Raw genomic sequence first — 23,881 nt, forward strand, 5'->3', positions numbered from 1 at the left:
GCTTGTGGCATATCGTATGCTTGAGAGCCGCCCCTTCGGGCGGCTTTCTGCTGTCTCATGATCAAGAAACCCGCTCAGGAGGGAGACATGTCAGCGTCGTCGTCCATTGTCGCAACCCCCGCAGCGCCCGAGATTCCCGGACGTTCTCCACGTCTCGTCCTGGCGTCCGGCTCGCCGCGTCGGCGTGAGCTGCTGGCCAGTATCGGTGTCAAGTGTGAGGTGGCCCCGGTCGACATCGATGAAACACCTCGTCCCGATGAGTCGCCGGAGCACTACGTCATGCGCATGGCGCGTGAGAAGGCACAGGCCGGATTCAGGCGTTTGGACAAGGGGGAGGCTGAGGCGGTGGTGCTCGGAGCCGATACCGCCCTGGCGCTGGATGGCCGGATTCTGGGCAAGCCTCGCGATGAAGCGGATGCCCGCGAGATGCTGATGGCGCTTTCCGGTCGTCGTCATCAGGTCCTGAGCGCGGTGACGCTCTGCCATCGTCAGCAGGCGTCCGCCTCGAACGAGCCGTCACCATCCCTGTGCTGCGAGAGCGAGCTGGTCGAGAGCCGCGTGACATTTCGCGCCATCCATCGTGAGGAGGCCGCGCGGTACTGGGCCACGGGAGAACCCGCGGACAAGGCCGGCGGCTACGCGATCCAGGGGCTGGGCGCCATCTTCGTCAGCCATCTTGAAGGCAGTTACAGCGCGGTGGTCGGGCTGCCATTGCACGAGACGTCCCGCTTGCTCATGGCCAGGGGCATTGCCTGCTGGCAGTCGTGACGGTGGGCGGGCGGGCAGGGGGCCGCCGAGGGGATTGTGGAAAATCAGCCGCCGGCGACATCGTTAGTCGATAGACCACAGCCGGGGGCTGCCTTGCTATGTCATAATCGCAAGCAACGACTTTACAAGGACTTGCGCTATGAGTGGCGAGGTATTGATCAACCTGACACCGATGGAGACCCGCGTTGCGGTCGTCGAGAACGGTGTTCTGCAGGAAGCGTTCATCGAACGCAGCGGTCGGCGCGGTATCGTCGGCAATATCTATCGCGGCAAGGTGGTGCGCGTGTTGCCCGGCATGCAGGCGGCATTCGTGGACATCGGTCTCGAACGTGCCGCTTTCATCCATGCGCAGGAGGTGATGCCCGCGCATACCCCGCATGATGAGCAGCTGTCGATCCGCGAGCTGCTCAGCGAAGGTCAGCCGCTGGTGGTGCAGGTCACCAAGGACCCCATCGGCACCAAGGGCGCGCGTCTGACCACACATCTGTCGGTACCATCCCGCTATCTGGTCTACATGCCCGACTCTCCCCACACCGGGGTGTCGCAGCGTATCGAGAGCGATGTCGAGCGTGAGCGGCTCAAGGAGATGACCGAGCGCTGCCTGACCGAGCTTGACCCGGACGCTCCGGGGGGCTTCATCCTGCGCACGGCCGCCGAGGGCATCAGCGAGGCGGAGCTCAAGCAGGACATGCATTTCCTGCTGCGGCTGTGGCGCAAGGTCAGCGAGCGGCGTCTGACTGCCGCCGTGCCCAGCGTGATCTATGACGATCTGCCACTGTTCATGCGTACCCTGCGTGACGTGATGCGAGACGAGATCGAGCGTGTGCGCATCGATTCCCGCGAGAACTATCTGCGCTTGAAGGAGTTCTCCAGCGAATTCATGCCGGACATGGAAGGGCGCATCGAATATTACCCCGGCGAGCGGCCGATCTTCGATCTGTTCAGCGTCGAGGATGAGCTTCACAAGGCGATGGGGCGCAAGGTCCAGCTCAAGAGCGGCGGCTATCTGGTGATCGACCAGACCGAGGCGATGACCACCATCGACGTCAATACCGGTGGCTTCGTCGGGCATCGCAATCTTGAAGAGACCATCTTCAAGACCAATCTCGAGGCGGCCACGGCGATAGCCCGCCAGCTGCGTCTGCGCAATCTGGGTGGCATCATCATCATCGACTTCATCGACATGGAAGAGGCCGAGCATCAGCGTCAGGTGCTCAGAGTGCTCGAGAAGTCGCTGGAGCGGGACCACGCCAAGAACAAGATGACCGGCGTGACCGAACTGGGGCTGGTGCAACTGACCCGCAAGCGCACCCGCGAGAGTCTGGAGCAGGTGCTGTGCGAAGCCTGTCCGACCTGCCAGGGGCGCGGCACCCTCAAGACGCCGGAGACAGTCTGCTACGAGATCTTCCGTGAGATCATGCGCGAAGAGCGTGCCTACAGTCCGGATACCTACATGGTGCTGGCCTCCCAGAATGTGGTGGACCGTCTGCTGGATGAAGAGTCGGCCTCGGTGGCGGACCTCGAGAGTTTCATCGGTAAGACCATCCGTTTCCAGGTCGAGGCGCATTATACTCAGGAGCAATATGACATCGTTCTCATGTAAGGTGCCCGCCATCTGTGTTCCCGCCGGTGGAGTCTCGCCATCGGTGCATTGATACACTCGTTCCCCCTGCTGGCACAGCAGGGCGATGCATGGCCCTCGAGGTCGGGTGCCTCCCTCCTGCGTAGGCGTGAGGTAGCGTGTCATCATGTTTGCTCGGAGATCCGCGTGTGACCTCTTCCTCGGATGAGCCGCAAGTGCCGCCCGCTGAGTCAGACAGGCTGACAGCGGGGGATGGACCGACGGAGTCGGCCGCCACGGCCGGTGATGCTCCGTCATCTCATCAAGCCTCGTCTCCCATCCCTTCGCCTTCACGGCGGCGGCGCTGGGGGCGAAGGCTCTTGATGGCGCTGGCGGTGCTGCTGGCGGTGCTGGCGATCGTGATCGGTGGCCTGCGCTGGTGGCTGACGACGCTGGAATCTCGCCGTGACGCGATCAGCGACTTCATCGCCACCCAGACCCACTCCAATGTCGGGATGTCATCGCTTGACGGGCGAATGGACTATCTCGACCCGGCCATCAAGCTCTCCGGTCTGAACCTCTTTCGGCCCGACGAGATGGAGGCGGCCCCGCTGTTGAGCGTGGAGCGTCTCGAGTCGCGGCTTGATGTGCTGTCCTCCCTGCGCCATCTGGCGCCCGTGTTTGACCGTGCGACCGCCACTGGCGTCATCGTTCACCTCTATCAGCATGACGATGGCAGCTGGGGCTGGCCGGGGCCGCCGCGCCCGCCTGAAGCCCTCGAGCCCAAGGGGCAGATGAGCCTGGAACAGCTCGAGCAGGGCCTGGCACTGCTGGCGCGCCAGCGCGTGAGGCTCGAGGATGTACGTCTCGTGCTGCATGGACGCAACGATACGCTCAATCTGAACGCGGCCGAGTTGTTGCTGGCCGGTGATGGTGAACGTGCTCATCTGGAGGGGCAGCTGCGCGTAGGGGAGTCGCCCCAGGCCGGCGTGAGTGCCGTGCTGGAAGTACTGCCCGGCGACGCGGGGCTCGCCGATTATTCCGCGCAGCTGCAGGTGGAGCTGGATGCCGGTGCACTGGCCAGTGTCGGGCGCCTGATCGGTGAGCGCGACAGCCTGATGCTGCGTGACGCTGATGGCAACGCCACGCTGTGGGCGCGCTGGCGAGAGGCACGGCTGGAAGACGCTCGCCTGCGTCTCGATCTCAATCGTCTGACGCTGGATCACGATGGCGCCATGCTGGCCCTCAAGGACATCCATGCGCGGGGGCAGTGGCTGCGGGATCTGTCGGGCGGGGATCGCTGGCAGGCGTGGCTCAATCAGCTCTCGGTGGGAGCCTCGCAGCTCGATGACGCCGTCGTGAGTGACGGTGAGGCACAGGTGGCCCAGCGCTCGGATTCTCCATCGGATTCAGATTCCGCTTCACAGGAGCCGCCTGCTCGATCGCAGGCCGCGCTTGCCAGCCTCCCTGAGCGTATCTCCCTGTCGGGGGATCTTGCCGATGGCAGTGTCTCGCTTGTGACCGGCCGCTTCGATCTGGCGCGTGTGGCCCGCTGGCGCAACGTGCTGGAGCTGGGCGAGCTGGGCGAGATACTTGAGTCACTCGATCCGCGTGGCACCGCCACCGGACTGTCCCTGTCACTGGCCAATATCGGCCTTGAAGCCCCGCTGAGCATGACGCTGGCGCTTGGCCTGACGGATACCGAGGTGGAGCCCTGGGAGGGCGCTCCGGGGCTCGGGCCGCTGGCGGCGTGGGTCACGGCGCAGAGTCGTGATGAAGGGGGCATGCAGGGCAGTGTCACCTTCCAGGGAGCCCCCGGCATGCGATTCCATTTCCCGGAAGTCTTCGGTGACAGCTGGTCACTGGAGTCCGCGCAGGGGGTGGTGGACTGGCAGGTGGATGACGCCGGCAGCCAGATCAGCGGGCGTGATCTGGATATCTCGCGTCATGGCGCCAGTGTGACGGGTCGCTTCGGGTTGCAGATCCCCACGGATGATGCGGACCGCTTCCAGCTGGATCTGGACATGCAGGATGTGGATGCTCGCAGCATCCCGCTGGCGGACTGGTTGCCGCTCAAGGTACTGGACCCCTCCCTGCGCGAATGGCTGACACGTGATGTGGCAGGTGTCGTGCCAGAGGGTTCTCTGCATCTGGAGCAGGTCTGGGATGAGGACAATGGCGAGAATGGCTACGGCCCCGGGGACGCGATGGATCTCGAGCTTGCCATCGAGAACGGGCGGCTCGGCTATGTCGAGGGCTGGCCCGCGCTTGACGGCGTGAAGGGCAATCTCGAGCTGCATGACAATGATCTCACGGCCAGTGTCGAGTCGGCGTACTCACGGCCGGTCGCGCTGGGTAGCGCGCAGCGTCTGTCGGTGGATCAGGCCAAGGTCGACATGCACGATGACACCCTGGATATCCAGGGGGATGTCACGGGCAGTGTCGAGGCGCTGTTCGATCTGCTCTCGCATGCACCGCTCGAGGACACCGCGGAGCTTTTGGCCGAGTGGCAGGGCAAGGGCTCCGTGGCGGCGGCCATGAAGATTCGCGTACCGCTTGAAGATGCCGAGCAGGCGCGGGTGGAGGTGACGGGCAAGGTCGGGGAGAGACAGGCGGCAAGCCTGGCCTTCCCCGGGCCGGGCATCGAGATCGTCGGCATTCGCGGCCCGCTGGCATTCGTGCATGACCCCACGCGTCCTGAAGGACAGCGCGAGCAATTGACCGGCGACCTGTCAGGGCAGCTGTTCGGTGGCGCGGTCAAGGCGGCACTCAATATCGGTCAGGCGGATTCGGCCAGCAAGGGGGCGGTGACCTTCAGTGGCCAGGCGCCGCTGGCACCGGTGCTGAGCTGGCTGGGGGCTCCCGAGACGCTGCTCGGTGATGCGGCGCAGGATAGCCGTGCCGCACTGAATCAGGGAGATAGCCCGCGTGCGCTGGGCGGCACGTTCGATTATCAGGCGCGTCTGATGCTGCCCGAGGAGGGAGCCAGCCTGCAGCTGTCGAGTGATCTCAAGGGCGCGGCCATCAATCTGCCGGCCCCCTTCGGCAAGGCGCGTGATGAAACCGCGGCATTGTCGGTGGAGGTCGGGCTCGCCGAGGGCGGTGGCGATGTCGTGCTCGCCAATCGTGCCCGCGCTCGCTGGCAAGGCGGCAATACGCGTGATGATGGCAGCAAGGTGCCGATGACCGGCCAGCTGTGGCTGGAACGTTGGCCGAGCGACCCGCAATGGCCGTCCCGTACGGGGTGGGATATCGCCTGGCGGACGCCGACGCTGGCACCTGAGCTCTGGTCATCATGGGGCGGGGCGCTATCCGGCGCGAGTGGCGATGATGGAGCCAGTGGCAGCGGTGGCGATGCACTCAGCGAGCTGTCGCGGCTGCGCGTTGCCACCGATTGTCTGATGATCCAGGATCGGTGTACCGGCCCGATGACGCTTGAGGCAGCGCCTCGTCAGAGCTCTCAACAGCAAGCGCTGGGGCTGGCGGCCACTCTGGAGGGCAGGCTCGCCAGTGGGGAGCTCGTCTGGCAGTCCGGGGCCGCGCGGCCGTTGATTCTGGATCTCGATCATCTTGATCTCGACGCGCTTTGGCCGCCACAGACCCGGGAAACCCCCGAGCCTGCGCCAAGCAACTTCACCGAGGCCGTGGCTACCGGGGTCGAGCCGACTCCCTACCCAGCGGCGCTGGCCGAGCTGCCGGCAGGCAGCCTGCGCCTGGCACGTCTCATCTGGCGCGAGCAGCAGCTGGGGCCCATCAGTGCAGAGTGGCAGTCGGATCAACAGCGGCTGGTGGTGTCCCCCCTTGCCATTACCGTGGGCGACATGACGGCCCAGGGCAACATCACCTGGGAAGATGCCGGTGCCAACAGTCTGACGCGCGCTCGTCTTTCCGCGGATGGCAGCGATCTGGGCGGGCTGCTGGAGCGGTTGTCCCAGCCACGCGGCATCGAGGCCGAGCGCGCACGCGCCGAGGCCAAGCTGGCCTGGCCGGGGGCGCCGCAGGACTTTGCGCTGTCGCGCTCCAACGGGCGGCTCGAGGTCAAGCTGGACGACGGACGTTTCCTGAATCTCGGCTCGGCGTCCGCGCGGCTATTGGGATTGGTCAACGTCGACAATCTGCTGCGTCGTCTGTCGCTGGATTTCTCGGATGTGACCGACAAGGGCACGGCCTTCGACAAGGTGCGGGGCGCCGCGACTCTCTTTGCGGGGCGTCTGGAAAGCGATGGCCCCTTGCGTATCGAGGCGCCGTCCACCACCGTGACGCTCAACGGGCAGGTTGACCTGCTTCGCGGTACCCTTGATCAACACATGGCCATCACGGTGCCGGTCAGTCAGAACCTGCCGTTGGCCGCCGTGCTGGCAGGCGCCCCCGCCGTGGGCGGTGCGCTGTTCGTGGCCGACAAGATCTTCGGTCGCTTCATCGACAAGGTGACGCAAATTCACTATCGGGTATCAGGCCCCTGGGGCGACCCGAACATTACTCTGGAAAGTGCCGAATGACGCAAAATGCGAGTTCCGGTCGCGTGCTCGACGATGCCGCGGCCCTGTTGCTGACCCCGGGCGGACTCAGCCTGGATGATCTGGATGCCGGCCTGGCACATGCCATGGGTCCGGGTACCGACTATGCCGACCTCTACTTCCAGCGTATCTGGCAAGAGAGCTGGGTGCTGGAAGATGGTGTCGTCAAGGACGCCAGCTACAACATCGATGGTGGCGTCGGCGTGCGCTCACTGGCGGGAGAGAAGACAGGCTTCGCCTATTCCAATCAGATCGATGCCGCCGCGCTTGCCGACACCGGTCGTACTGCCGCCGGCATCTCACGCAGTGGCAGCAATGGCACGGTCGCCCGTTCGATCATCACCGAGGCACCGTCCTTCTATTCCGGCATCGACCCGCTCAATGGCCTGAGTGCCGAGGACAAGGTCGCGTTGCTCAAGGAAGCGGACCGCATCGCCCGCGGCCTTGACCCGTCCATCAGTCAGGTCTCGGCCTCGCTGTCGGCGCTTTACGAGGTGGTGATGGTGCGTGCCAGTGATGGCACCCTGGCCGCGGACCTGCGTCCGCTGGTGCGCTTCAACATCAGCGTGATCGCGGTGCGCAATGGCCGTCGTGAGCGTGGCAGTGCCGGTGGCGGCGGACGCTTCCCGCTGACCCGTCTGCGTGACGACAACGTCGCCGAGCGCTACGCGCGGGAAGCCGTGCGTCAGGCACTGGTCAATCTCGAGGCCGTCGATGCGCCCGCCGGGCAGATGCCGGTGGTGCTGGGCAATGGCTGGCCGGGCGTGCTGCTGCACGAAGCGGTCGGTCATGGTCTGGAAGGGGATTTCAACCGCAAGGGCAGCTCCGCCTTCGCGGGGCGCATGGGCGAACAGGTCGCGGCGCGCGGCGTCACCGTGGTCGACGATGCGACGCTGGCGGACCGCCGTGGCTCGCTGTCGGTGGACGATGAAGGCACGCCGGGTCAGTACACGCCGCTGATCGAGGATGGCATCCTCACCGGTTACATGCAGGACAAGCTGAATGCCCGCCTGATGGGCATGGCGCCGACGGGCAATGCGCGTCGCGAGTCCTTTGCGCACCTGCCGATGCCCCGCATGACCAACACCTACATGCTGGGTGGCGATCGTGACCCGCAGGAGATCATCAAGAGCGTCAAGCGCGGCCTCTATGCGGTCAGCTTCGGCGGTGGCCAGGTGGACATCACCTCCGGGCGCTTCGTGTTCTCCGCAAGCGAAGCCTATCTGATCGAGGACGGCAAGGTGACCACACCGGTCAAGGGCGCGACCCTGATCGGCAACGGCCCGGAAGCCATGGGTCGCGTCTCGATGATCGGCAATGATCTCGAGCTGGATACCGGGGTCGGGGTCTGTGGCAAGGACGGTCAGTCGGTGCCGGTCGGGGTCGGCCAGCCGACGCTGAAGCTCGATGAGCTGACGGTCGGTGGCACCCAGTCATGAACCGGTGCGCTTGATCAGCAGAGAAGCGATATGACGACGCCGCCGTGGCAGGGCCGCGGCGGCGTCGATGAAGCGTGAGGTGTCAGAATTACAGATCGAGCTCGGCACGCAGCAGCCTGAAGAGCTTCTTGGCGCTGTTGGGCTGCTTGCCGGCATCACGCTCGGCGCGTGAATTGCGGATCAGCTGACGCAGTGCCTGGCGGTCCACCTCCGGGTAGTCCTCGACGAAGATCACGAAGGCTTCGTCGTCCTCGATCAGGCGATCGCGCCAGCGCTCCAGGCGCTGGAAGGAGGCATCCCGACGGATGCTCTGCTGCTCCATGCTCTGGAAGACGGCGTTGATGGCCTCGAGATCTTCCTTGCGCATCAGCTTGCCGACGTACTGCATATGACGGCGCAGGCCTTCATGACTGCGAATGCGTCCGCACTCATCGATGGCGGCCAGCATGTCATCGGAGAGCGGGAACTTGGCGCGCTGACCGGCCGGCATGTCGATGATCTTCTTGCCGAGGGCCTGAAGCTCGATCATTTCACGCTTCATCTGGGATTTGCTGGGACGCTCGACGAGCTCCTCAGGTCTTTCTTTACGCATGCCAATTCCAACGAGTCGGGGAAATTTGCGGCAGTATAGCACTGCCAGCGCCCCGTCTCCTCAGAAGGAGAACAACATGAGCCAGGCCTTTGATGCCGTTGCTCAGCAACAACTGCTGGAGCGCCGCGTCAGCGAAGCGCTCGAGCTGGCCCGCAGTCTGGGAGCCGATGCCTGTGAGGTGGGCGCCAGCGTCGATCAGGGCGTCAGCATCTCGGTGCGTGACGGAGAAGTCGAAACCGTCGAACTGTCGCGTGACCAGGGGATCGGCGTGACCGTGTATCTGGGCAATCGCAAGGGCAGCGCGACCTCTTCCGACGCCGGTAGCGACTCGATTCGTGCCGCGGTCGAGAAAGCGGTCTCCATCGCTCATTACACCGGCGAGGACAGCTTTGCCGGATTGGCGCCGGCCGAACTGATGGCCACCGATTTCCCGGATCTTCAGGCGCATCACCCCTGGGCGATCAGCGTCGATGACGCGACGGATCTGGCGCTGGCGTGTGAGCGTGCCGGACTGGAAGTGGAAGGTATCGCGCAATCCGAAGGTGCCAGCTTCTCCAGTGGGGAAGGTGTGCAGGTCTACGGCAACAGCCACGGCTTCCTGGCCAGTCAGTGCGGCAGCCGACACTCGATGTCCTGCATGTTGATCGCCAGGGATGAACAGGGCATGCAGCGTGACTATGACTACACCAGCGTGCGCAACCCGGCCGACCTGCGCTCCCCGGAGGATGTGGGGCGTGAGGCTGCGCGCCGCACGCTGGCACGCCTCAACGCGCGCAAGGTGGCGACGGGGCGCATGCCGGTCATGTTCGACCCGCAGATGTCGGCAGGCCTGGTAGGGCACTATCTGTCCGCCATCGCGGGTGGCTCGCTGTATCGTGAGTCCAGCTTCCTGTGCGACAGCCTGGGTCAGCCGCTGTTCCCTGACTGGTTCACCCTCGGCGAGAAGCCGCGTGAGGTGGGTGGCATGTCGAGTGCCGCCTTCGACAACGACGGTGTCGCCACGCGTGACAATGTCTACTTTGCCGACGGCAAGGTGCAGAGTTACATGCTGAGCGCCTACAGTGCTCGTCGCCTGGGCATGCAGACCACCGGCAACGCGGGCGGCGCGCGCAACGTGCGCATCACCGCGCCACTGACCTCCCGTGACGAGATGCTCAAGCAGATGGGCACCGGCGTGCTGGTGACCGAGCTGATGGGTCAGGGCGTCAACGGCGTGACCGGTGACTACTCACGTGGCGCTTCGGGCTTCTGGGTCGAGAATGGCGAGATCCAGCACGCGGTCGAGGAGTTCACGATCGCCGGCAATCTGCGTGACATGGCCGCCAATCTGCTGGCGGTCGGTGATGATGTCGATACCCGGGGCAGCATCCACTCTGGCAGCTGGCTGATCGGTGGCATGACCGTCGCGGGCATGTCCGAAGGTGAAGACGATGAGCTGGAAGGCTGATCGCTGACACTTCTGTCTCTGCGCGAGAGTTCAGAAAACAACACGGCCGCTCCCTTGGGAGCGGCCGTGTTGTTTTCTGGAGCAGTCACTGGAATCCATCGGGCGTATTACAGATAGAGCCAGGTCGCCAGGCCCAGGAAGGCCATGAAGCCGATCACGTCGGTCACGGTGGTCAGGATCACGCTGCCGGAGAGGGCCGGGTCGATATTGAGCTTCTTGAGCAGTATCGGCAGCAATGTCCCGGTCACGGCCGCGATCAACAGATTGATCATGATGGCGGCACCGATGATGGCCCCCAACTGGACATCACCGAACCAGACGATGGCGATCCCGGCGACCACCACCGCCCACAGCAGACCATTGAGTCCCGCGACGATGATTTCGCGCTTGAGAAGCCAGCGCACGTTGCCACTCTTGACGTGTCCCAGTGCGATGCCGCGAATCAGTACCGTCAGTGCCTGTGAGCCGGCAATGCCGCCCATGCTGGCGACGATGGGCATCAGTACCGCCAGCGCGGTGATCTTCTGGATGGTGCCCTCGAACATCCCGATCACGGCGGACGCCATGAAGGCGGTCAGCAGGTTGATGCCAAGCCAGATGGCGCGACGCCAGGAGGTGCGCATCACCGGGGAGAAGGTATCTTCATCCTCGTCCATCCCCGCCATCGACATGACCTGGTGCTCGGCATCGCCGCGGATGACGTCGACCACGTCATCGATGGTGATGCGCCCGAGCAGATTGCCATCACCGCCGACGACAGGCGCCGAGATCAGGTCATGCTTCTCGAACAGCGAGGCGACCTCGCTCTCCGGCATCAATGCCGGAATCACCACGCTGTCGGTATCCATCACCTCGCGCACTGTGACACCGGGGTCAGAGACCAGCAGGCGGTTGATGGGCAGGGCGCCGATGAATTCATCGCGGCGCGAGACGACCAGCAGGGTGTCGGTGGAATCGGGAAGTCGCTCGTGACGGCGGATGTAACGCAACACGACATCCAGGGTGATGTCCGGACGGATGGTGATGGTGTCCGTGTTCATCAAGCCGCCGGCAGTGTCCTCGGGATAGGACAGCACCGTCTCGACCCGCTGGCGTTCCTGCGCCTCCATGGAGTCGAGGACTTCGAGAATCACGGCATTCGGAAGCCGCTGGAGGATGTCAGCGACATCATCCGGTTCCAGATTCTCGGTGGCGGCCAGGACGTCCTCGGCATCCATGTCCTTGAGGAAGTCGCTCTGGATATCCTCGCCAAGGTATTGGAGCACATCGCCCTGAAGTTCGGCGTCGACCAGCTCCCAGAGCAGGTTGCGCTCCTTGGGGGGGGAGGATTCCAGCAAGTGGGCCACGTCCACCGGTGCCAGGCCGCGATTCAGCATGCGCCTTGCCTGATCCAGCTCGCCACTTTCCAGTGCCTGTGACAGGCGATCAAGTCTAGGCTTGAGTTTGCGTGACGTCTTGCTCATCTGTCGGCTTCCCCTGTCGACATGAAGGACAGCGTTGATTCTACCATTGGCGCAGGGGGGCGCGTCGACAAAAGAAAACACTGTTTCTTATCGATAGGGCAATCAGCGCGGAAAAAGTGGCAGAAAGCCGGCGGGCGGGGGATGTCAGATGGCGTGCGGAGGCGTCATTCTTCCTCTTCGAAGCGCGCCTCGAACAGGGACTCGATCGCAGACAGGGCCTCATCTGCCTGTTCGCCCTCGACATCGATGATCAGCGCCGTGCCACACGGGGCTGCCAGCATCAGCAGCGCCATGACGTTGGCCGCGTTGGCGCGTCGCTCACCGTGACTGACCATGACCGTGGCCTCGAAGGGCGCACAGCAGTTGACCAGCTTGGTGGCAGCGCGAGCATGCAGCCCGCGCTTGTTGGTCAGAACCAGTTCACGACTGGGCATCGTGTGACTCCTGACGGGTATCGCTGATCGCCAGGGCCGTATGGATCCCCAGCTCCCGGTGGCGTAGACGCACTTCCGGAAGCTGCTTGGCGAAATGTTCGGCCAGCTGCTCGCAGAGATAGACGCTGCGATGCTGGCCACCGGTACAGCCCACCGAAACGGTCAGGTAGCTGCGATTGCTGGCCTGATAGGCGGGCAGCCAGCGTTCCAGCCAGCCGGTGATGTCATCCTGCATCGCCTTGACGTCCGGGTAGCGCTGCAGGAATTCCGCCACGCTGTCATCACGACCGGTATCGCTGCGCAGATTGATGTCCCAGTAGGGGTTGGGCAGGCAGCGGGCATCGAACACCATGTCGGCATCGGTCGGCACGCCATGCTTGAAGCCGAAGGACTCGAAGGTGAGTGTCAGATGACGAGAGCTGTGCTGTGCGACCTGTTCGGTGATGCGCGAGCGCAGGTCATGCACGCTGAGGTTGGTCGAGTCGATGACAAGATCCGCCTTCTGACGAATCGGGGCCAGTGTCTGCTGCTCGATCTCGATGGCCTCGGCCAGCGTGCGGTCATTGTCGCGGGTCAGCGGATGACGGCGGCGGGTCGCGGAATAGCGTTCGAGCAGGACACGGGAGTCCGTGGTCAGGTAGACGACCTGCACATCCATGCCGCTCTGACGAACGCTGTCGAGCAGTTCAGGGAAGCGACTCAGGGCATCGGGGAGGTTGCGCGCGTCAATGGAGACCGCGATGCGCCGGCGGGTGGGGCTGTCCTTTTCCAGCTGCTCGACCAATGGTGCCAGCAGCATGCCGGGCAGATTGTCGATGGCATAGTAGCCAATGTCTTCCAGCGCCTGGAGGGCAATCGATTTGCCGGAACCGGAGCGACCACTGATGATCACGATCTTCATGGAGTGCTCTCCCAGGGCGAGGTCAGCATGAGGTGAAAGCGGAGGGTGCCTGAGGCCAGTCAGCGACAAGCCCGGAGCGAGTCCGGGCTTGCAGGTTCAGCGCGCCGGCAATTCGGCGATGGCCGAGGTCAGGGCATCGAACAATGCTCGCTGACTGTCTGCCTGGCGCAATGCTGCCCGGTTGGTGGGCGAGTTGAGCAGTTCCGCCACCTGGCCGAGCAGAGTGAGATGGGTGTCATCTGCCTCCTCGGGGACCAGCAGCACGAACAGCAGATCGATGGGTTCGCCATCGATGGCGTCAAAGTCGATGGGGTCACCGAGCTTCATGAACGCCGCGATGGGGGTCTTGCAGTGTGGACTGCGTGCATGTGGCACGGCCACGCCGTGGCCGATGCCCGTCGAACCCAGTCTCTCGCGCCCGATCAGGCGCGAGAAGACTTCCTGGCTGTCCAGGCTGGGAATGTTCTGAGCAATGAAGGTGCTGAAGAATTCCAGCACCCGCTTCTTGCTCCCCCCGGGGACGCCGTAGAGCGTGCGCTCGGGGGGAAGGATCTGATCAAGTGTCATGGCAGAAGGTCAACGGGTCCCGGTGCCCTGAGAGCGAGCCTGGGACTTTTCCTTGTGTTTGACCAGCTGGCGGTCCAGCTTGTCGGCGAGCGCGTCGATGGCAGCGTACATGTTGGGGTCTTCTGCCAGGGCATGGAGGTCGGCGCCAGCGGCGTGCAGGGTGCAGGCAGCCTGTTGGCGTTCCTTCTCGATCGACAGTGTCACCTGAACATTGGTGATGTTGTCGTAATGCCGTTCGAGGCGAGCGAGCTTCTCGTTGACATAATCGCGGAGAGGATCGGTGAGTTCCACATGATGCCCGGTGATATTCACTTGCATGGACACGCTCCTTTATCCAGCGGGTTGCCTTTGAATTGTAACCCTTTTTGACTGCGAGCAAACCCTGATTGAACGCGCGGCCACTTTCTGACTCCGGCCATGGTCTCGTGGCGATCATCTGCTGGCGAGAGCGGCGGTGCCGGTGTACCGAGCGTCTACCCCGACAATGCCCAAGCTTTGAACAAAGATCAACGCTGCGCTGCATCGTGGGGCAAGGCTTGTCTTCAACCCAGCGAGGGATATCAGCAGGTTCTTCATGAGCATCGCCTCGCATCACGGACGGAATGGGGCTCGAGAAACCGGCCGTTTGTGGCCAATGTCAGCATTTACGTCGACGTTCGTGTGGCAGGAGTCGGTGGCGACCCCTGGCTATCTGTCCGTGGGATGTGAGGGAAAAAGAAAGCACTCTGGAGAAAAGTGGCTGGAAAAATAGGCAATTGGGGCGTGAAGTCACTCACGCAGTCGCAAGGACAGGCATTGCCAACCGGTATTCAGACGACCGATTGGCAGATGATGCCAGGATGGCAGGTGCAAGGGGGCGAGCTTCAGCGCTCCGACGTGTGGAGTCCGCTGGCCTGCGGGTATCCGTTGTCGAGACTCACGCTAAGCGCTTGCGCTCGCTGGAGGAGGGGATGCCCATGGCCTCGCGATACTTGGCGACCGTCCGGCGCGCTACCTCGATGCCATCACTGGCCAGCAGATCCACCAGGCGTGAGTCGGACAATGGCTTGCGCGCCGGTTCTTCCGAGATCAGCTTGCGAATGCGCGCACGGATCGCGGTGCTGGAGTGCGCGTCACCGTTGCCGCTGCCACCCACCTGACTCGAGAAGAAGAACTTGAGTTCGAACACGCCTCTCGGGGTGTGGATATATTTCTGGGTGGTCACCCGCGAGATGGTGGATTCGTGCATCTCGACCACTTCCGCGATGTTGGCGAGGATCAGCGGCTTCATGCCTTCTTCCCCCTGCTCGAGGAAGTCGATCTGGCGCGCCATGATCTCGCGGCCCACCTTGAGCAGGGTGTCATTGCGTGAGGACAGGCTCTTCATCAGCCAGCGGGCTTCCTGAAGATTGTCCTTGAGGAAGGTATTGTCCGCGGACTTGTCGGCCCGCTTGATGAGGGCGGCATATTCCGGCTGGATACGCAGCTTGGGCAGCGCTTCCGGGTTGAGCTCGACCTGCCAGCCGTGACGCGTATGACGGACCAGCAGGTCCGGGATGACGTAATCACTGGCAGGCTCGCCCCAGGCGGACGCCGGGCGCGGGTCGAGCGCCCGTACCAGACGAATGACGTGATCCAGCTCATCATCATCCAGGCTCAGGCGACGCTTGAGCAGCTTGCGATCGTCATTGCCCAGTGCCTCGAGGAATTGCCGCACCAGACGGCGGGCCTGGGCCAGCAATGGCAGATCGTCCGGCAGCAGGGCCAGCTGCAGCAGCAGGCATTCCCGCAGGTCTCGAGCGAACACACCGGTGGGATCGAACTGCTGAAGGCGCAGCAGGACCTGCTCGAGTTCCGACGCCTTGAGGCCGGGCAGTCCCTGACCTCGCAGGCCATCGACCAGTTCGTCCAGGCTCATGCTCAGGTAGCCGGCCCCATCCACCGCATCGATCAGACTCTCCGCCATCTGGCGTTCACGCGCATCGAGGTCCGTCATCGCCAGCTGCCAGCGCAGGTGGTCCTGCAGGCTTTCGACACTGGTGTTGCGATCGAAGTCCGGCCCGTCCTCGCTCGAGCTTCCGCTGCCGGAACTGGTCAGGCTGCCTGCGTGATCCTGGTAGAGGTCCGACCAGTCACTGTCGAGAGGGTATTCTTCAGGAATCTCGCTGTTGGTCTCGGAGGTGGAGATCTCGCTCTTGTCCTGTGTCTCCGCGACATCCAGCGACTCGTATTCCTCGTCAAGCTCCAGCATGGGGTTTGACTCAAGCGCCTGCTGTATCTCCTGACGCAGGTCCAGCGTCGACAACTGCAGCAGCTGGATCGCTTGCTGAAGTTGCGGGGTCATGGTCAGGGAAGTGCCGAGTCGAAGCTGCAAGGTGGGTTTCATGGGGTCTGTCATTCACGGCAAAGGAACGTGCATCTACGCTATACCGTGGGTCGGGGCACTGACAAGGGGCAGTCGAGAATATTCAAGCAACTTGCATGCCATGTTGCCACCAAGGTGGTATGGACGTCATGCATTCGAGTGAGGTGTGGCAGAGCAGGAGGGTTCACGGGGAGATCACGCAAGCGCCTGTCGAGGCGCTTGCGTGAGGGGGCGGGGAACGAGGCCCCGACAGTGAAGCAGGAAGTGGCGGGTGCTGGAGGGTGCTGGTGAGAGCAGAAGAGGTCGGACGGCTCTCGTCAGGCTGACGGCTCTCACCAGGCTGACGGCTCTCACCAGGCTGACGGCTCTCACCAGGCTGACGCCACTCTCGGGCTAGAGCTTGAACTCATGGCCCAGGTAGACATCACGCACCTGCTGGTTGGCGAGGATGGTGTCGGCGTCGCCATGCGCGATGATCTGGCCATCGCCCACGATGTAGGCGGTATCGCAGATGTCGAGTGTCTCGCGCACGTTGTGATCGGTGATCAGCACCCCGATGCCGCGGTCACGCAGCTGGCGCACGATGCTCTTGATCTCGCCCACCGAGATGGGGTCCACGCCGGCAAACGGCTCATCAAGCAGCACGAAGTCCGGCTCGGTGGCCAGTGCGCGAGCGATCTCCACGCGGCGGCGCTCCCCGCCGGAAAGGCTCATGCCGGCACTGTCACGAATATGCGTGATGCTGAACTCGTTGAGCAGCTCCTCCAGGCGTGCCTTGCGTCCGTTGCGATCCAGATCCTTGCGCGTCTCGAGGATCGCCATGATGTTGTCGGACACCGAGAGCTTGCGGAAGATCGAGGCTTCCTGGGGCAGATAGCCGATGCCGGCGCGAGCCCGCTGATGCATGGCGGCGCCGGACAGGTCGTGGTCATCGATGGTCACGCTACCGGCATCCGAGCGCACGAGGCCGACGATCATGTAGAACGAGGTCGTCTTGCCGGCCCCGTTGGGGCCCAGCAGGCCTACGATGTCACCCTGGCGGATTTCCAGCGAGATGTCCTTGACGACCTTGCGACCCTTGTAGGCCTTGGCCAGATGACGAGCGCTGAGGGTACGTGGGCTGGCAGCAGTCATTCTCATTGACCCTTGCTGGCATTGGCGCCACGTGGCGTCAGGGTCATGTGGACGCGTGACCCCTCGGAGGATGAGGCATCGGTGCCATTGCTGGCATTGACCTGGCGCTTGTCCAGGAAGTATTCCACGTAGCCACCTTCGAAGGTGTCATCGCCTTTCTCCAGACGGGCATCGCCGACCAGTTCCACCCGGCGCTCCAGCGCGTGGTAGCGAATGGTATTCGCCCAGCCCTTGACCAGTCGCTCGTCGGTATCGGGTTTCTGCTCCATGTAGGCGCGCTGGCCGGTGGCCTTGACCAGGGAAATCTCGCCGCTGTCGGCGCGACTGATGTCCACGCGCGCGGCATCCAGCTTCATGCTGCCCTGGCGCATTTCCACGCGACCGGTATAGGTGGCCGTGCCGGCCTTGTCATCCAGTGACAGTGAGTCGGCGGCAATGTTGATCGGCTGGTTGGCATCGCTGTCCAGCGCCAGTGCGGTCGGGGAAAGCGTCGTCATGCCAAGTGCCAGGCCAAGGGCCATGACACCGGGTCTGAGTGTCTGGCGCCAGACCGTCAAGGGCGTGAGAGTCGTTGAAGTCATGGAGTGCTCCTTGGCAGAACTGGTAAGGCTTCACGATCACTCAGGCCATCGTGAAGCGGAAATCGGGGAGAGAGGATTCGGCGCATGCAGGGGTGCGCTCACTGATCCTGGGCCGGCGCGGCATCGAAGGTGCTGGAGACGCGGCCATCATCGTCACGGGTGGTGTCATTGCCGGTGTCGAGAGTCTCGGCTTCCCGGGCGGCATCGCTCTTGCCCTTGCCGGGTTGCAGGGTACTGCGGACGCGGCCTTCCAGCTGGGCGGAATCCTGAGAGAGGTCAGCGCTGAAGCGGTCACTCTCGACGCGTTGACCATTCTGGGTGATCACCACCGGCACGTCACTCCAGGCACGGTTCTGCTCACGACTGTAATGCAGCACGTCGGTGTCCAGTGTCCAGGCGTCCGAAGGCTGGCGCAGCCTGGCATTGCCCTCGAGGGTGAAGGTGTCGCCGCCGGCACTCAACACGCCACTGTCACCCGTGGCGTACCAGCGACGGTCTTCGCTGTCGTTGGTCCGGATCTTCGGTGCCTGCGCACGCGTCACGTCATCGCCTGGCGTGTGTTCGATGTGCGGGGAGGTCATCGACTGGATCGACACTCCCCGCGCATCGAAGCGCGTCATGTCAGCCCCCTCGAGATAGTAATCCGGCTCATCACTGCTGGCGTCGACATCCACTGTCGACTCCAGACTGTTGCGCTGCTCGATCAGGGCCATGACGCCGCCGACCAGCAGGAGCAGCAGCATCAGCCACAGGCGCGGAGAGGGACGGGGCAGACGTGGCATCAGGCGCGCGACTCCTGCAGATAGGTATCCAGCACCGAGGCCCAGTGGCCCTGTGCCTTGAGCAGCAGATCACAGATCTCGCGCACGGCACCATCACCGCCCTGACGCGTGGTCACCCAATTGGCTTCACTCATCACATAGGGCATGGCGTTGGGAACGCTGACCCCCAGACCGACGCGACGAATGGCTTCGCGATCCGGCAGGTCATCTCCGCAGTAGGCCACGTCATCCAGCGCGATATCGTGCTCGCGACACAGGTTGGTCAGCGCGACCAGCTTGTCCTCGCGGCCCTGAATGACGTCCTGGATACCCAGCTCCTTGGCGCGACGTTCCACCATCGGCGAGCTGCGACCCGTGATCAAGGCGACCCGGATACCGCTGCGCAGGATCAGCTTGAGGCCGTGGCCATCCTGGACATGGAAGCTCTTGGTTTCCACGCCATTGGCATCGTAGTGCAGCCGGTTGTCCGTCAGCACGCCGTCCACATCCAGCGCCAGCAGGCGCACGCGACGTGAGCGGTCGATGATGTCCTGGGGGTAGTCCTCCGCCAGGGAAGTGATGTCATTCATGGTCTTTCTCCTCGCATTCCGTGCATGCGTGACGCATTCCTGTAGGCGACGACCGCCAACGGCTGCGTGCTGCCCTCGCCAGACTCACGGGACTGTCGTGCAGAGACAGCAATCCCGCGGGGGAGTTCAGATCACGCCGCTGGCCAGCAGGCCGTGCATGTGGATGGCGCCGATCGGGTGCTCATCCTCGTCACAGACTACCAGAACGCTGATGCGGTTTTCTTCCATGATGCGCACCGCCTCGGCGGCCAGCATGCTGGAGCGGATGGTCTTGCCACCGCGCGTCATGACGTCATCGACCTTGAGCGCACGCAGATCGCCGTGCTGGTCCAGGGTGCGGCGCAGATCCCCATCGGTATAGACGCCGACCAGATGCTCGTCCTCGTCGATCACGCAGGTGAACCCCATGCCCTGGCGGGTGATCTCGAGCAGCGCATCGCGCAGCGGGCTGCCCAGCGCCACGCGTGGCAGGGCATCGCCTTGATGCATGACGTCCTGGACGCGCAGCAGCAGTCGCCGCCCCAGACTGCCACCGGGATGAGAGAGTGCGAACTCCTCGGCGGTGAAGCCGCGGGCTTCCAGCAGTGCCACGGCCAGCGCATCCCCCATCACCAGTGCGGCGGTCGTGGAGGCCGTCGGTGCCAGATTCAGCGGACAGGCCTCCTGGGCGACGCTGGTGTCCAGGTGTGCGTCTGCATCACGCGCGAGCGTCGAGCCGGGCTTGCCGGTCATCGAGACCAGCGGCGTCCCCATGCGCTTGAGCAGTGGCAGCAGGGCGGTGACTTCGGCGGTTTCACCGGAATTGGACAGTGCCAGCACCGTGTCCGACGAGGTGATCATGCCGAGATCCCCATGGCTGGCTTCGCCGGGATGCACGAAGAACGCCGGCGTGCCGGTGCTGGCCAGAGTCGCCGCGATCTTGCTGGCGATATGGCCGGATTTCCCCATGCCGGTGACGATCACCCGACCCTTGGTCGCCATCATCAGCTGGCAGGCACGATCGAACTCTGCATCCAGCTGGTGCTCCAGTGCCGCGATGGCGGCGCCCTCGATCGCGAAGGTGCGTCGGGCGCTGGCGCGGAAATCCGCCTGCATGGCGGCGTGATCGCGGCCGCTGGAGGGCGAATCATCGGCAGTGGAAGACATGTCGGAGGTGGCGGGCTGGATTCTGGAGGACTTGGTCATGTTCAGATTGTTGCCTGTGTGTGGCCAGGACTCAAGGTACGTGAGAGAGGCGTCACTCACGCGCTGCAACGCCTCGGGCGTGATGCTGACACGGGGCGGATGGCCTGATCGTTCCGGCCTGTCCGCCCACAGGCGTCAGCGAGTCAGGCTGATGGCAAGCCAGGCCGTGTAGCCGAGGTAGCAGGCCAGCAGCACCAGCCCCGGACCACGGCCGATGCGGCCGCGACGCTGCCAGATGAGCAGGGCGGCCAGCATCAGGGTCAGACCGAGCATCACCGGGTAGTCGCGACTGATGGCGCTGCCATCCACCGGCCCCGGTGCCAGCAGGCCCGGTACCGGCAGGACGGCCAGGATGTTGAAGAGGTTGGAGCCGATGACGTTGCCGATGGCGATGTCGTGATGGCGCTTGAGTGCGCTGGCCACGCTGGCCGCGAGCTCCGGCAGGCTGGTGCCGATGGCGATGACGGTCAGGCCGATGATCAGTTCGGGGACGCCGAGTGCCTGGGCGATATCGGTGGCGCCCCAGACCAGCGCGCGTGAGCTGGCGATCAACACCGCCAGACCGAAGAGCAGCCAGAAGATGGCGCGTCCGGCGCTCATCTCAGGGACGTCATCCTGACTCTCGGCGTCACTCGGCGAGTCGACCTTGAACAGCCAGACAAGCGTGAACACCAGCAGTGCCAGCAGCAGGATGCCATCCAGACGCTCGAGCCCGCTGTTGGAGAGGGCATAGCCCCCCAGTGCCGTCGCGGCCAGCAGCAGCGGCAGTTCACGGCGCACCAGGCCGAAATGCACTGGGATGGGAGCGATGAGCGCCGTGACGCCCAGCACCAGACCGATGTTGGCGATGTTGGACCCCAGAGCATTGCCGGTGGCGATGTCGGGGGTGCCGTCAAGTGAGGCCATGATCGAGACCACGATCTCCGGCGCCGAAGTGCCGATGGAGACGATGGTCATCCCGATGAGCAGCTTGCTCATGCCAGCTCGCCATGCGGTAGCGGCGGCGCCTTCGACGAAGCGATCGGCGCTCCAGACAAGACCTATCAGGCCAAGGATGACAGCGAGGATGGGATATAGCATCGGAACTCTCGGGGCAGGAGGCAGGGCAGCGGCTTGTCGCCAGTGACCGCGCCATTAAACGCATCCCCCCAAGGCATTGCAAGGCAAGGGATCGCATCTGCGGGATGCGATGGACCCTGCAACGGACTGGTAGTGAGGGGGCGGGTTCGGATACGATGTTCGCTAACTAACTTGATTCCCGAATGACGTGATCCATGAACTCCAAGATTCGGACTCGCGGCACAGTGCCAGGCGACGGATTGCCCATGGCCAGTGTCGTGACTCCCTCACAGCGGATGCTTCTATGACTGAATTACCCGGTCAGGCTGCTACAGCGACCGCTGCGGCCGGCGCTGATGCATCGCCATCCTCTCGCCGTGGCTCCGCTGACATCGACCTCGACGACGCATTGATTCGTGTCGAAGGCCTGCGCTTCACCCGTGGAGAGCGCGAGATCTTCTCCGGGATAGACCTGAAGATTCCGCGTGGCAAGATCACCGCCATCATGGGGCCCTCCGGTACCGGCAAGACGACGCTGCTCAAGCTGATCGGGGGGCAGTTGACCCCGTCCGCCGGGCGTGTGGATATCGCCGGTCACCATGTGCATGCCCTGTCGCGGCGCGAACTGTTCCGCATGCGGCGTCGCATGGGCATGCTGTTCCAGAGTGGTGCGCTGTTCTCGGATCTCAGCGTGTTCGAGAACGTGGCCTTCCCGTTGCGGGTCCATACCAATCTCCCCGAGGCGATGATCCGCGACATCGTGCTGATCAAGCTCGAGTCCGTCGGGCTGCGTGGGGCGCGTGAACTGATGCCCGCCGAGCTCTCCGGTGGCATGACGCGGCGTGTCGCGCTGGCACGCGCCATCGCACTGGATCCGGACCTGATCATGTACGACGAGCCCTTTGCCGGTCAGGACCCCATCTCGATGGGCGTGCTGGTCAATCTGATCCGCCGCCTCAACGATGCGCTGGGCATGACGGCGGTGGTGGTCTCCCACGATATCAAGGAGACGCTGACCATCGCCGATTACGTCTATGTGATCGCCGATGGCAAGGTCATGGCGCAGGGCACGCCACAAGCCCTGAACGCCGAGGCGGACCCGCGCGTGGCCCAGTTCATCCACGGCAAGCCGGATGGACCGGTGCCGTTCCACTATCCCGCGCCGGATTTCGCCGGCGACATTCTCGATGGCAGAGAAGCGGTCAGTGGCACTTCACAGAGAGGGCAATCAGCATGAGCGGTCTGAATCGTGGCCCGCTGGGGGCCATCACCTCGCTGGGGCGCAGCACCATCGAGGTGATCTCTGCCATCGGCCGCGCCGGCATGCTGTTGGCGCAGGCGGGCGTCGGCCTGCCATCCCGTGAGGGGTTCTCCCTCTGGGTGCGTCAGATGCACTTCGTCGGCGTACTGTCACTGGCGATCGTGCTGGTGTCGGGGTTGTTCATCGGCATGGTGCTGGCCCTGCAGGGCTATACCATTCTGGTCGGGTTCGGTGCTGAGGAGGCGCTTGGCCAGATGGTGTCGCTGTCGCTGCTGCGCGAGCTGGCCCCGGTCGTGGCGGCGCTGCTGTTCGCCGGGCGCGCCGGCTCTGCCCTGACGGCCGAGATCGGCCTGATGAAGGCGACCGAGCAGCTCACCAGCATGGAAATGATCGGCGTGGATCCCCTCAAGCGGATCGTCGCTCCGCGGCTGTGGGCCGGTTTCGTGTCCCTGCCGCTGTTGACCATCGGCTTCAGCGTCGTGGGGATTCTGGGTGGCAAGCTCGTGGGTGTCGATTGGCTCGGCATCTACGAAGGGGCCTACTGGAGCAGCATGCAATCGAATGTCGACTTCGTCGGGGATGTCATGAACGGCGTCGTCAAGTCACTGGTCTTCGGGCTGGTGGTGAGCTGGATCGCTGTCTTCCAGGGCTATGACCTGATCCCGACCTCGGAAGGCATTTCACGCGCGACCACACGTACTGTGGTTTATTCATCGCTGGCGGTGCTGGGACTCGATTTCGTCCTCACAGCCGTCATGTTTGGAGATATTGGATGAAACGTACCCGCATGGTCGAGTTCGGCGTGGGCCTGTTCGTACTTGCCGGTTTTCTGGGCATGGTGTTCCTCGGGCTGCGCGTCAGTGGCGTCACCTTCCAGCAGGCGGATGACACCTTCGTGCTCAATGCCAACTTTTCAGGGATAGGAAGCCTCAAGCCGCGGTCCAAGGTGACCATGGCGGGCGTGGCGATCGGCAGTGTCGAGAAGATCGAGCTGGATCCCAAGTGGTTTGACGCCCGTGTCACGATGAAGCTGGACAGCAGCCTCAAGGGCAAGTTGAGCAAGGACACCACGGCTGCCATCCTGACCTCCGGTCTGCTGGGCGAGCAATATGTCGGCCTGACCACCGGGGGGGATCCGGAAACGCTGGAGGATGGCGACACCATCCGGGATACCCAGTCGGCACTGGTACTGGAAGAGTTGATTCAGCAGTTCGTCTCCAATTTCTCGAAGAGCTGACGCAGACCTGACTCGCCGTTGGCGCGATGCACATTTTCAA

General features: G+C 63.7%; 21 protein-coding genes. 8 read left to right on the forward strand and 13 right to left on the reverse strand.

Annotated features, from left to right (window positions below):
• Nucleotides 1–87 precede the first annotated feature (87 nt).
• The 4 genes from OW493_RS00180 (at nucleotide 88) to tldD (ending at nucleotide 8,285) form a co-directional block, all read left to right on the forward strand.
• Nucleotides 88–768 (forward strand): Maf family protein, encoded by a 681-nt coding sequence (locus tag OW493_RS00180; protein ID WP_176492876.1) that lies wholly within the window; start codon nucleotides 88–90, stop codon nucleotides 766–768.
• A 139-nt stretch (nucleotides 769–907) separates the two neighbouring features.
• On the forward strand, nucleotides 908–2,371 hold the full coding sequence (gene rng, locus OW493_RS00185; protein WP_077371558.1) for a ribonuclease G: 1,464 nt from the start codon (nucleotides 908–910) through the stop codon (nucleotides 2,369–2,371).
• A 341-nt stretch (nucleotides 2,372–2,712) separates the two neighbouring features.
• Entirely contained in the window at nucleotides 2,713–6,828 is a 4,116-nt protein-coding gene (locus tag OW493_RS00190; protein ID WP_289862708.1) for an AsmA-like C-terminal region-containing protein, read from the forward strand.
• Nucleotides 6,825–8,285: a metalloprotease TldD gene (tldD, locus tag OW493_RS00195; protein WP_176502835.1), complete on the forward strand. Its 1,461-nt coding sequence runs from the start codon at nucleotides 6,825–6,827 to the stop codon at nucleotides 8,283–8,285. The genes OW493_RS00190 and tldD overlap by 4 nt, the downstream gene beginning before the upstream one ends.
• Nucleotides 8,286–8,373: 88 nt before the next feature.
• Here the strand turns inward: tldD and yjgA are convergent, their stop codons facing one another.
• Entirely contained in the window at nucleotides 8,374–8,877 is a 504-nt protein-coding gene (yjgA, locus tag OW493_RS00200) for a ribosome biogenesis factor YjgA (RefSeq protein ID WP_077371567.1), read from the reverse strand.
• A gap of 76 nt (nucleotides 8,878–8,953) precedes the next feature.
• On the opposite strand from yjgA, the gene pmbA reads away from it, so the two are divergent.
• Entirely contained in the window at nucleotides 8,954–10,324 is a 1,371-nt protein-coding gene (gene pmbA / locus OW493_RS00205) for a metalloprotease PmbA (RefSeq protein WP_289862719.1), read from the forward strand.
• A 107-nt stretch (nucleotides 10,325–10,431) separates the two neighbouring features.
• Here pmbA and mgtE read toward each other — a convergent pair whose 3' ends face one another.
• The 12 genes from mgtE to OW493_RS00265 form a co-directional block, all read right to left on the reverse strand.
• Nucleotides 10,432–11,787 carry a magnesium transporter gene (gene mgtE, locus OW493_RS00210; protein ID WP_077371573.1) on the reverse strand — a complete coding sequence of 452 codons (1,356 nt, stop codon included), beginning with the start codon at nucleotides 11,785–11,787 and terminating at the stop codon, nucleotides 10,432–10,434.
• Nucleotides 11,788–11,951: 164 nt separating this feature from the next.
• Nucleotides 11,952–12,221 carry an HPr family phosphocarrier protein gene (locus OW493_RS00215; RefSeq protein WP_077371575.1) on the reverse strand — a complete coding sequence of 90 codons (270 nt, stop codon included), beginning with the start codon at nucleotides 12,219–12,221 and terminating at the stop codon, nucleotides 11,952–11,954.
• Nucleotides 12,208–13,122, reverse strand: a complete 915-nt coding sequence (gene rapZ, locus OW493_RS00220) for an RNase adapter RapZ (RefSeq protein ID WP_289862724.1) — start codon at nucleotides 13,120–13,122, stop codon at nucleotides 12,208–12,210. The genes OW493_RS00215 and rapZ overlap by 14 nt, the downstream gene beginning before the upstream one ends.
• Nucleotides 13,123–13,218: 96 nt before the next feature.
• Nucleotides 13,219–13,689, reverse strand: coding sequence for a PTS sugar transporter subunit IIA (locus OW493_RS00225; RefSeq protein ID WP_084209227.1), 471 nt, complete (start codon nucleotides 13,687–13,689; stop codon nucleotides 13,219–13,221).
• A 9-nt stretch (nucleotides 13,690–13,698) separates the two neighbouring features.
• On the reverse strand, nucleotides 13,699–14,007 hold the full coding sequence (gene raiA, locus OW493_RS00230; protein WP_043332555.1) for a ribosome-associated translation inhibitor RaiA: 309 nt from the start codon (nucleotides 14,005–14,007) through the stop codon (nucleotides 13,699–13,701).
• A gap of 598 nt (nucleotides 14,008–14,605) precedes the next feature.
• Complete coding sequence (locus tag OW493_RS00235) at nucleotides 14,606–16,054, reverse strand: RNA polymerase factor sigma-54 (RefSeq protein WP_077371583.1); 1,449 nt, start codon at nucleotides 16,052–16,054, stop codon at nucleotides 14,606–14,608.
• A gap of 372 nt (nucleotides 16,055–16,426) precedes the next feature.
• Entirely contained in the window at nucleotides 16,427–17,173 is a 747-nt protein-coding gene (gene lptB, locus OW493_RS00240; protein ID WP_289862731.1) for an LPS export ABC transporter ATP-binding protein, read from the reverse strand.
• Nucleotides 17,170–17,748 carry a lipopolysaccharide transport periplasmic protein LptA gene (gene lptA / locus OW493_RS00245; RefSeq protein ID WP_289862734.1) on the reverse strand — a complete coding sequence of 193 codons (579 nt, stop codon included), beginning with the start codon at nucleotides 17,746–17,748 and terminating at the stop codon, nucleotides 17,170–17,172. Before lptA ends, lptB begins: the two co-directional genes overlap by 4 nt.
• 98 nt (nucleotides 17,749–17,846) lie before the next feature.
• Nucleotides 17,847–18,530, reverse strand: a complete 684-nt coding sequence (gene lptC / locus OW493_RS00250) for an LPS export ABC transporter periplasmic protein LptC (RefSeq protein ID WP_279855189.1) — start codon at nucleotides 18,528–18,530, stop codon at nucleotides 17,847–17,849.
• A complete protein-coding gene (locus OW493_RS00255; protein WP_077371591.1) occupies nucleotides 18,530–19,099 on the reverse strand; it encodes an HAD hydrolase family protein in 570 nt (189 codons plus the stop codon). The genes lptC and OW493_RS00255 overlap by 1 nt, the downstream gene beginning before the upstream one ends.
• A 126-nt stretch (nucleotides 19,100–19,225) precedes the next feature.
• The gene (locus tag OW493_RS00260; protein ID WP_218015045.1) at nucleotides 19,226–20,194 is read right to left on the reverse strand and encodes a KpsF/GutQ family sugar-phosphate isomerase; all 969 of its coding nucleotides are present in this window, start codon (nucleotides 20,192–20,194) and stop codon (nucleotides 19,226–19,228) included.
• A gap of 225 nt (nucleotides 20,195–20,419) precedes the next feature.
• Nucleotides 20,420–21,364 (reverse strand): calcium/sodium antiporter, encoded by a 945-nt coding sequence (locus OW493_RS00265; protein WP_084209224.1) that lies wholly within the window; start codon nucleotides 21,362–21,364, stop codon nucleotides 20,420–20,422.
• 283 nt (nucleotides 21,365–21,647) lie between these two features.
• On the opposite strand from OW493_RS00265, the gene OW493_RS00270 reads away from it, so the two are divergent.
• Genes OW493_RS00270 through mlaD form a run of 3 tightly spaced genes read left to right on the forward strand, consistent with a single transcriptional unit; the run spans nucleotide 21,648 to nucleotide 23,841 of the window.
• Nucleotides 21,648–22,580 (forward strand): ATP-binding cassette domain-containing protein, encoded by a 933-nt coding sequence (locus OW493_RS00270; protein ID WP_289862747.1) that lies wholly within the window; start codon nucleotides 21,648–21,650, stop codon nucleotides 22,578–22,580.
• Complete coding sequence (gene mlaE, locus OW493_RS00275; protein WP_077371600.1) at nucleotides 22,577–23,380, forward strand: lipid asymmetry maintenance ABC transporter permease subunit MlaE; 804 nt, start codon at nucleotides 22,577–22,579, stop codon at nucleotides 23,378–23,380. The genes OW493_RS00270 and mlaE overlap by 4 nt, the downstream gene beginning before the upstream one ends.
• On the forward strand, nucleotides 23,377–23,841 hold the full coding sequence (gene mlaD, locus OW493_RS00280) for an outer membrane lipid asymmetry maintenance protein MlaD (RefSeq protein ID WP_077371603.1): 465 nt from the start codon (nucleotides 23,377–23,379) through the stop codon (nucleotides 23,839–23,841). The genes mlaE and mlaD overlap by 4 nt, the downstream gene beginning before the upstream one ends.
• Nucleotides 23,842–23,881: the final 40 nt, after the last annotated feature.

Origin of the sequence: Cobetia sp. 14N.309.X.WAT.E.A4, assembly GCF_030397495.1 — a bacterium.
Lineage (GTDB): Bacteria > Pseudomonadota > Gammaproteobacteria > Pseudomonadales > Halomonadaceae > Cobetia > Cobetia marina.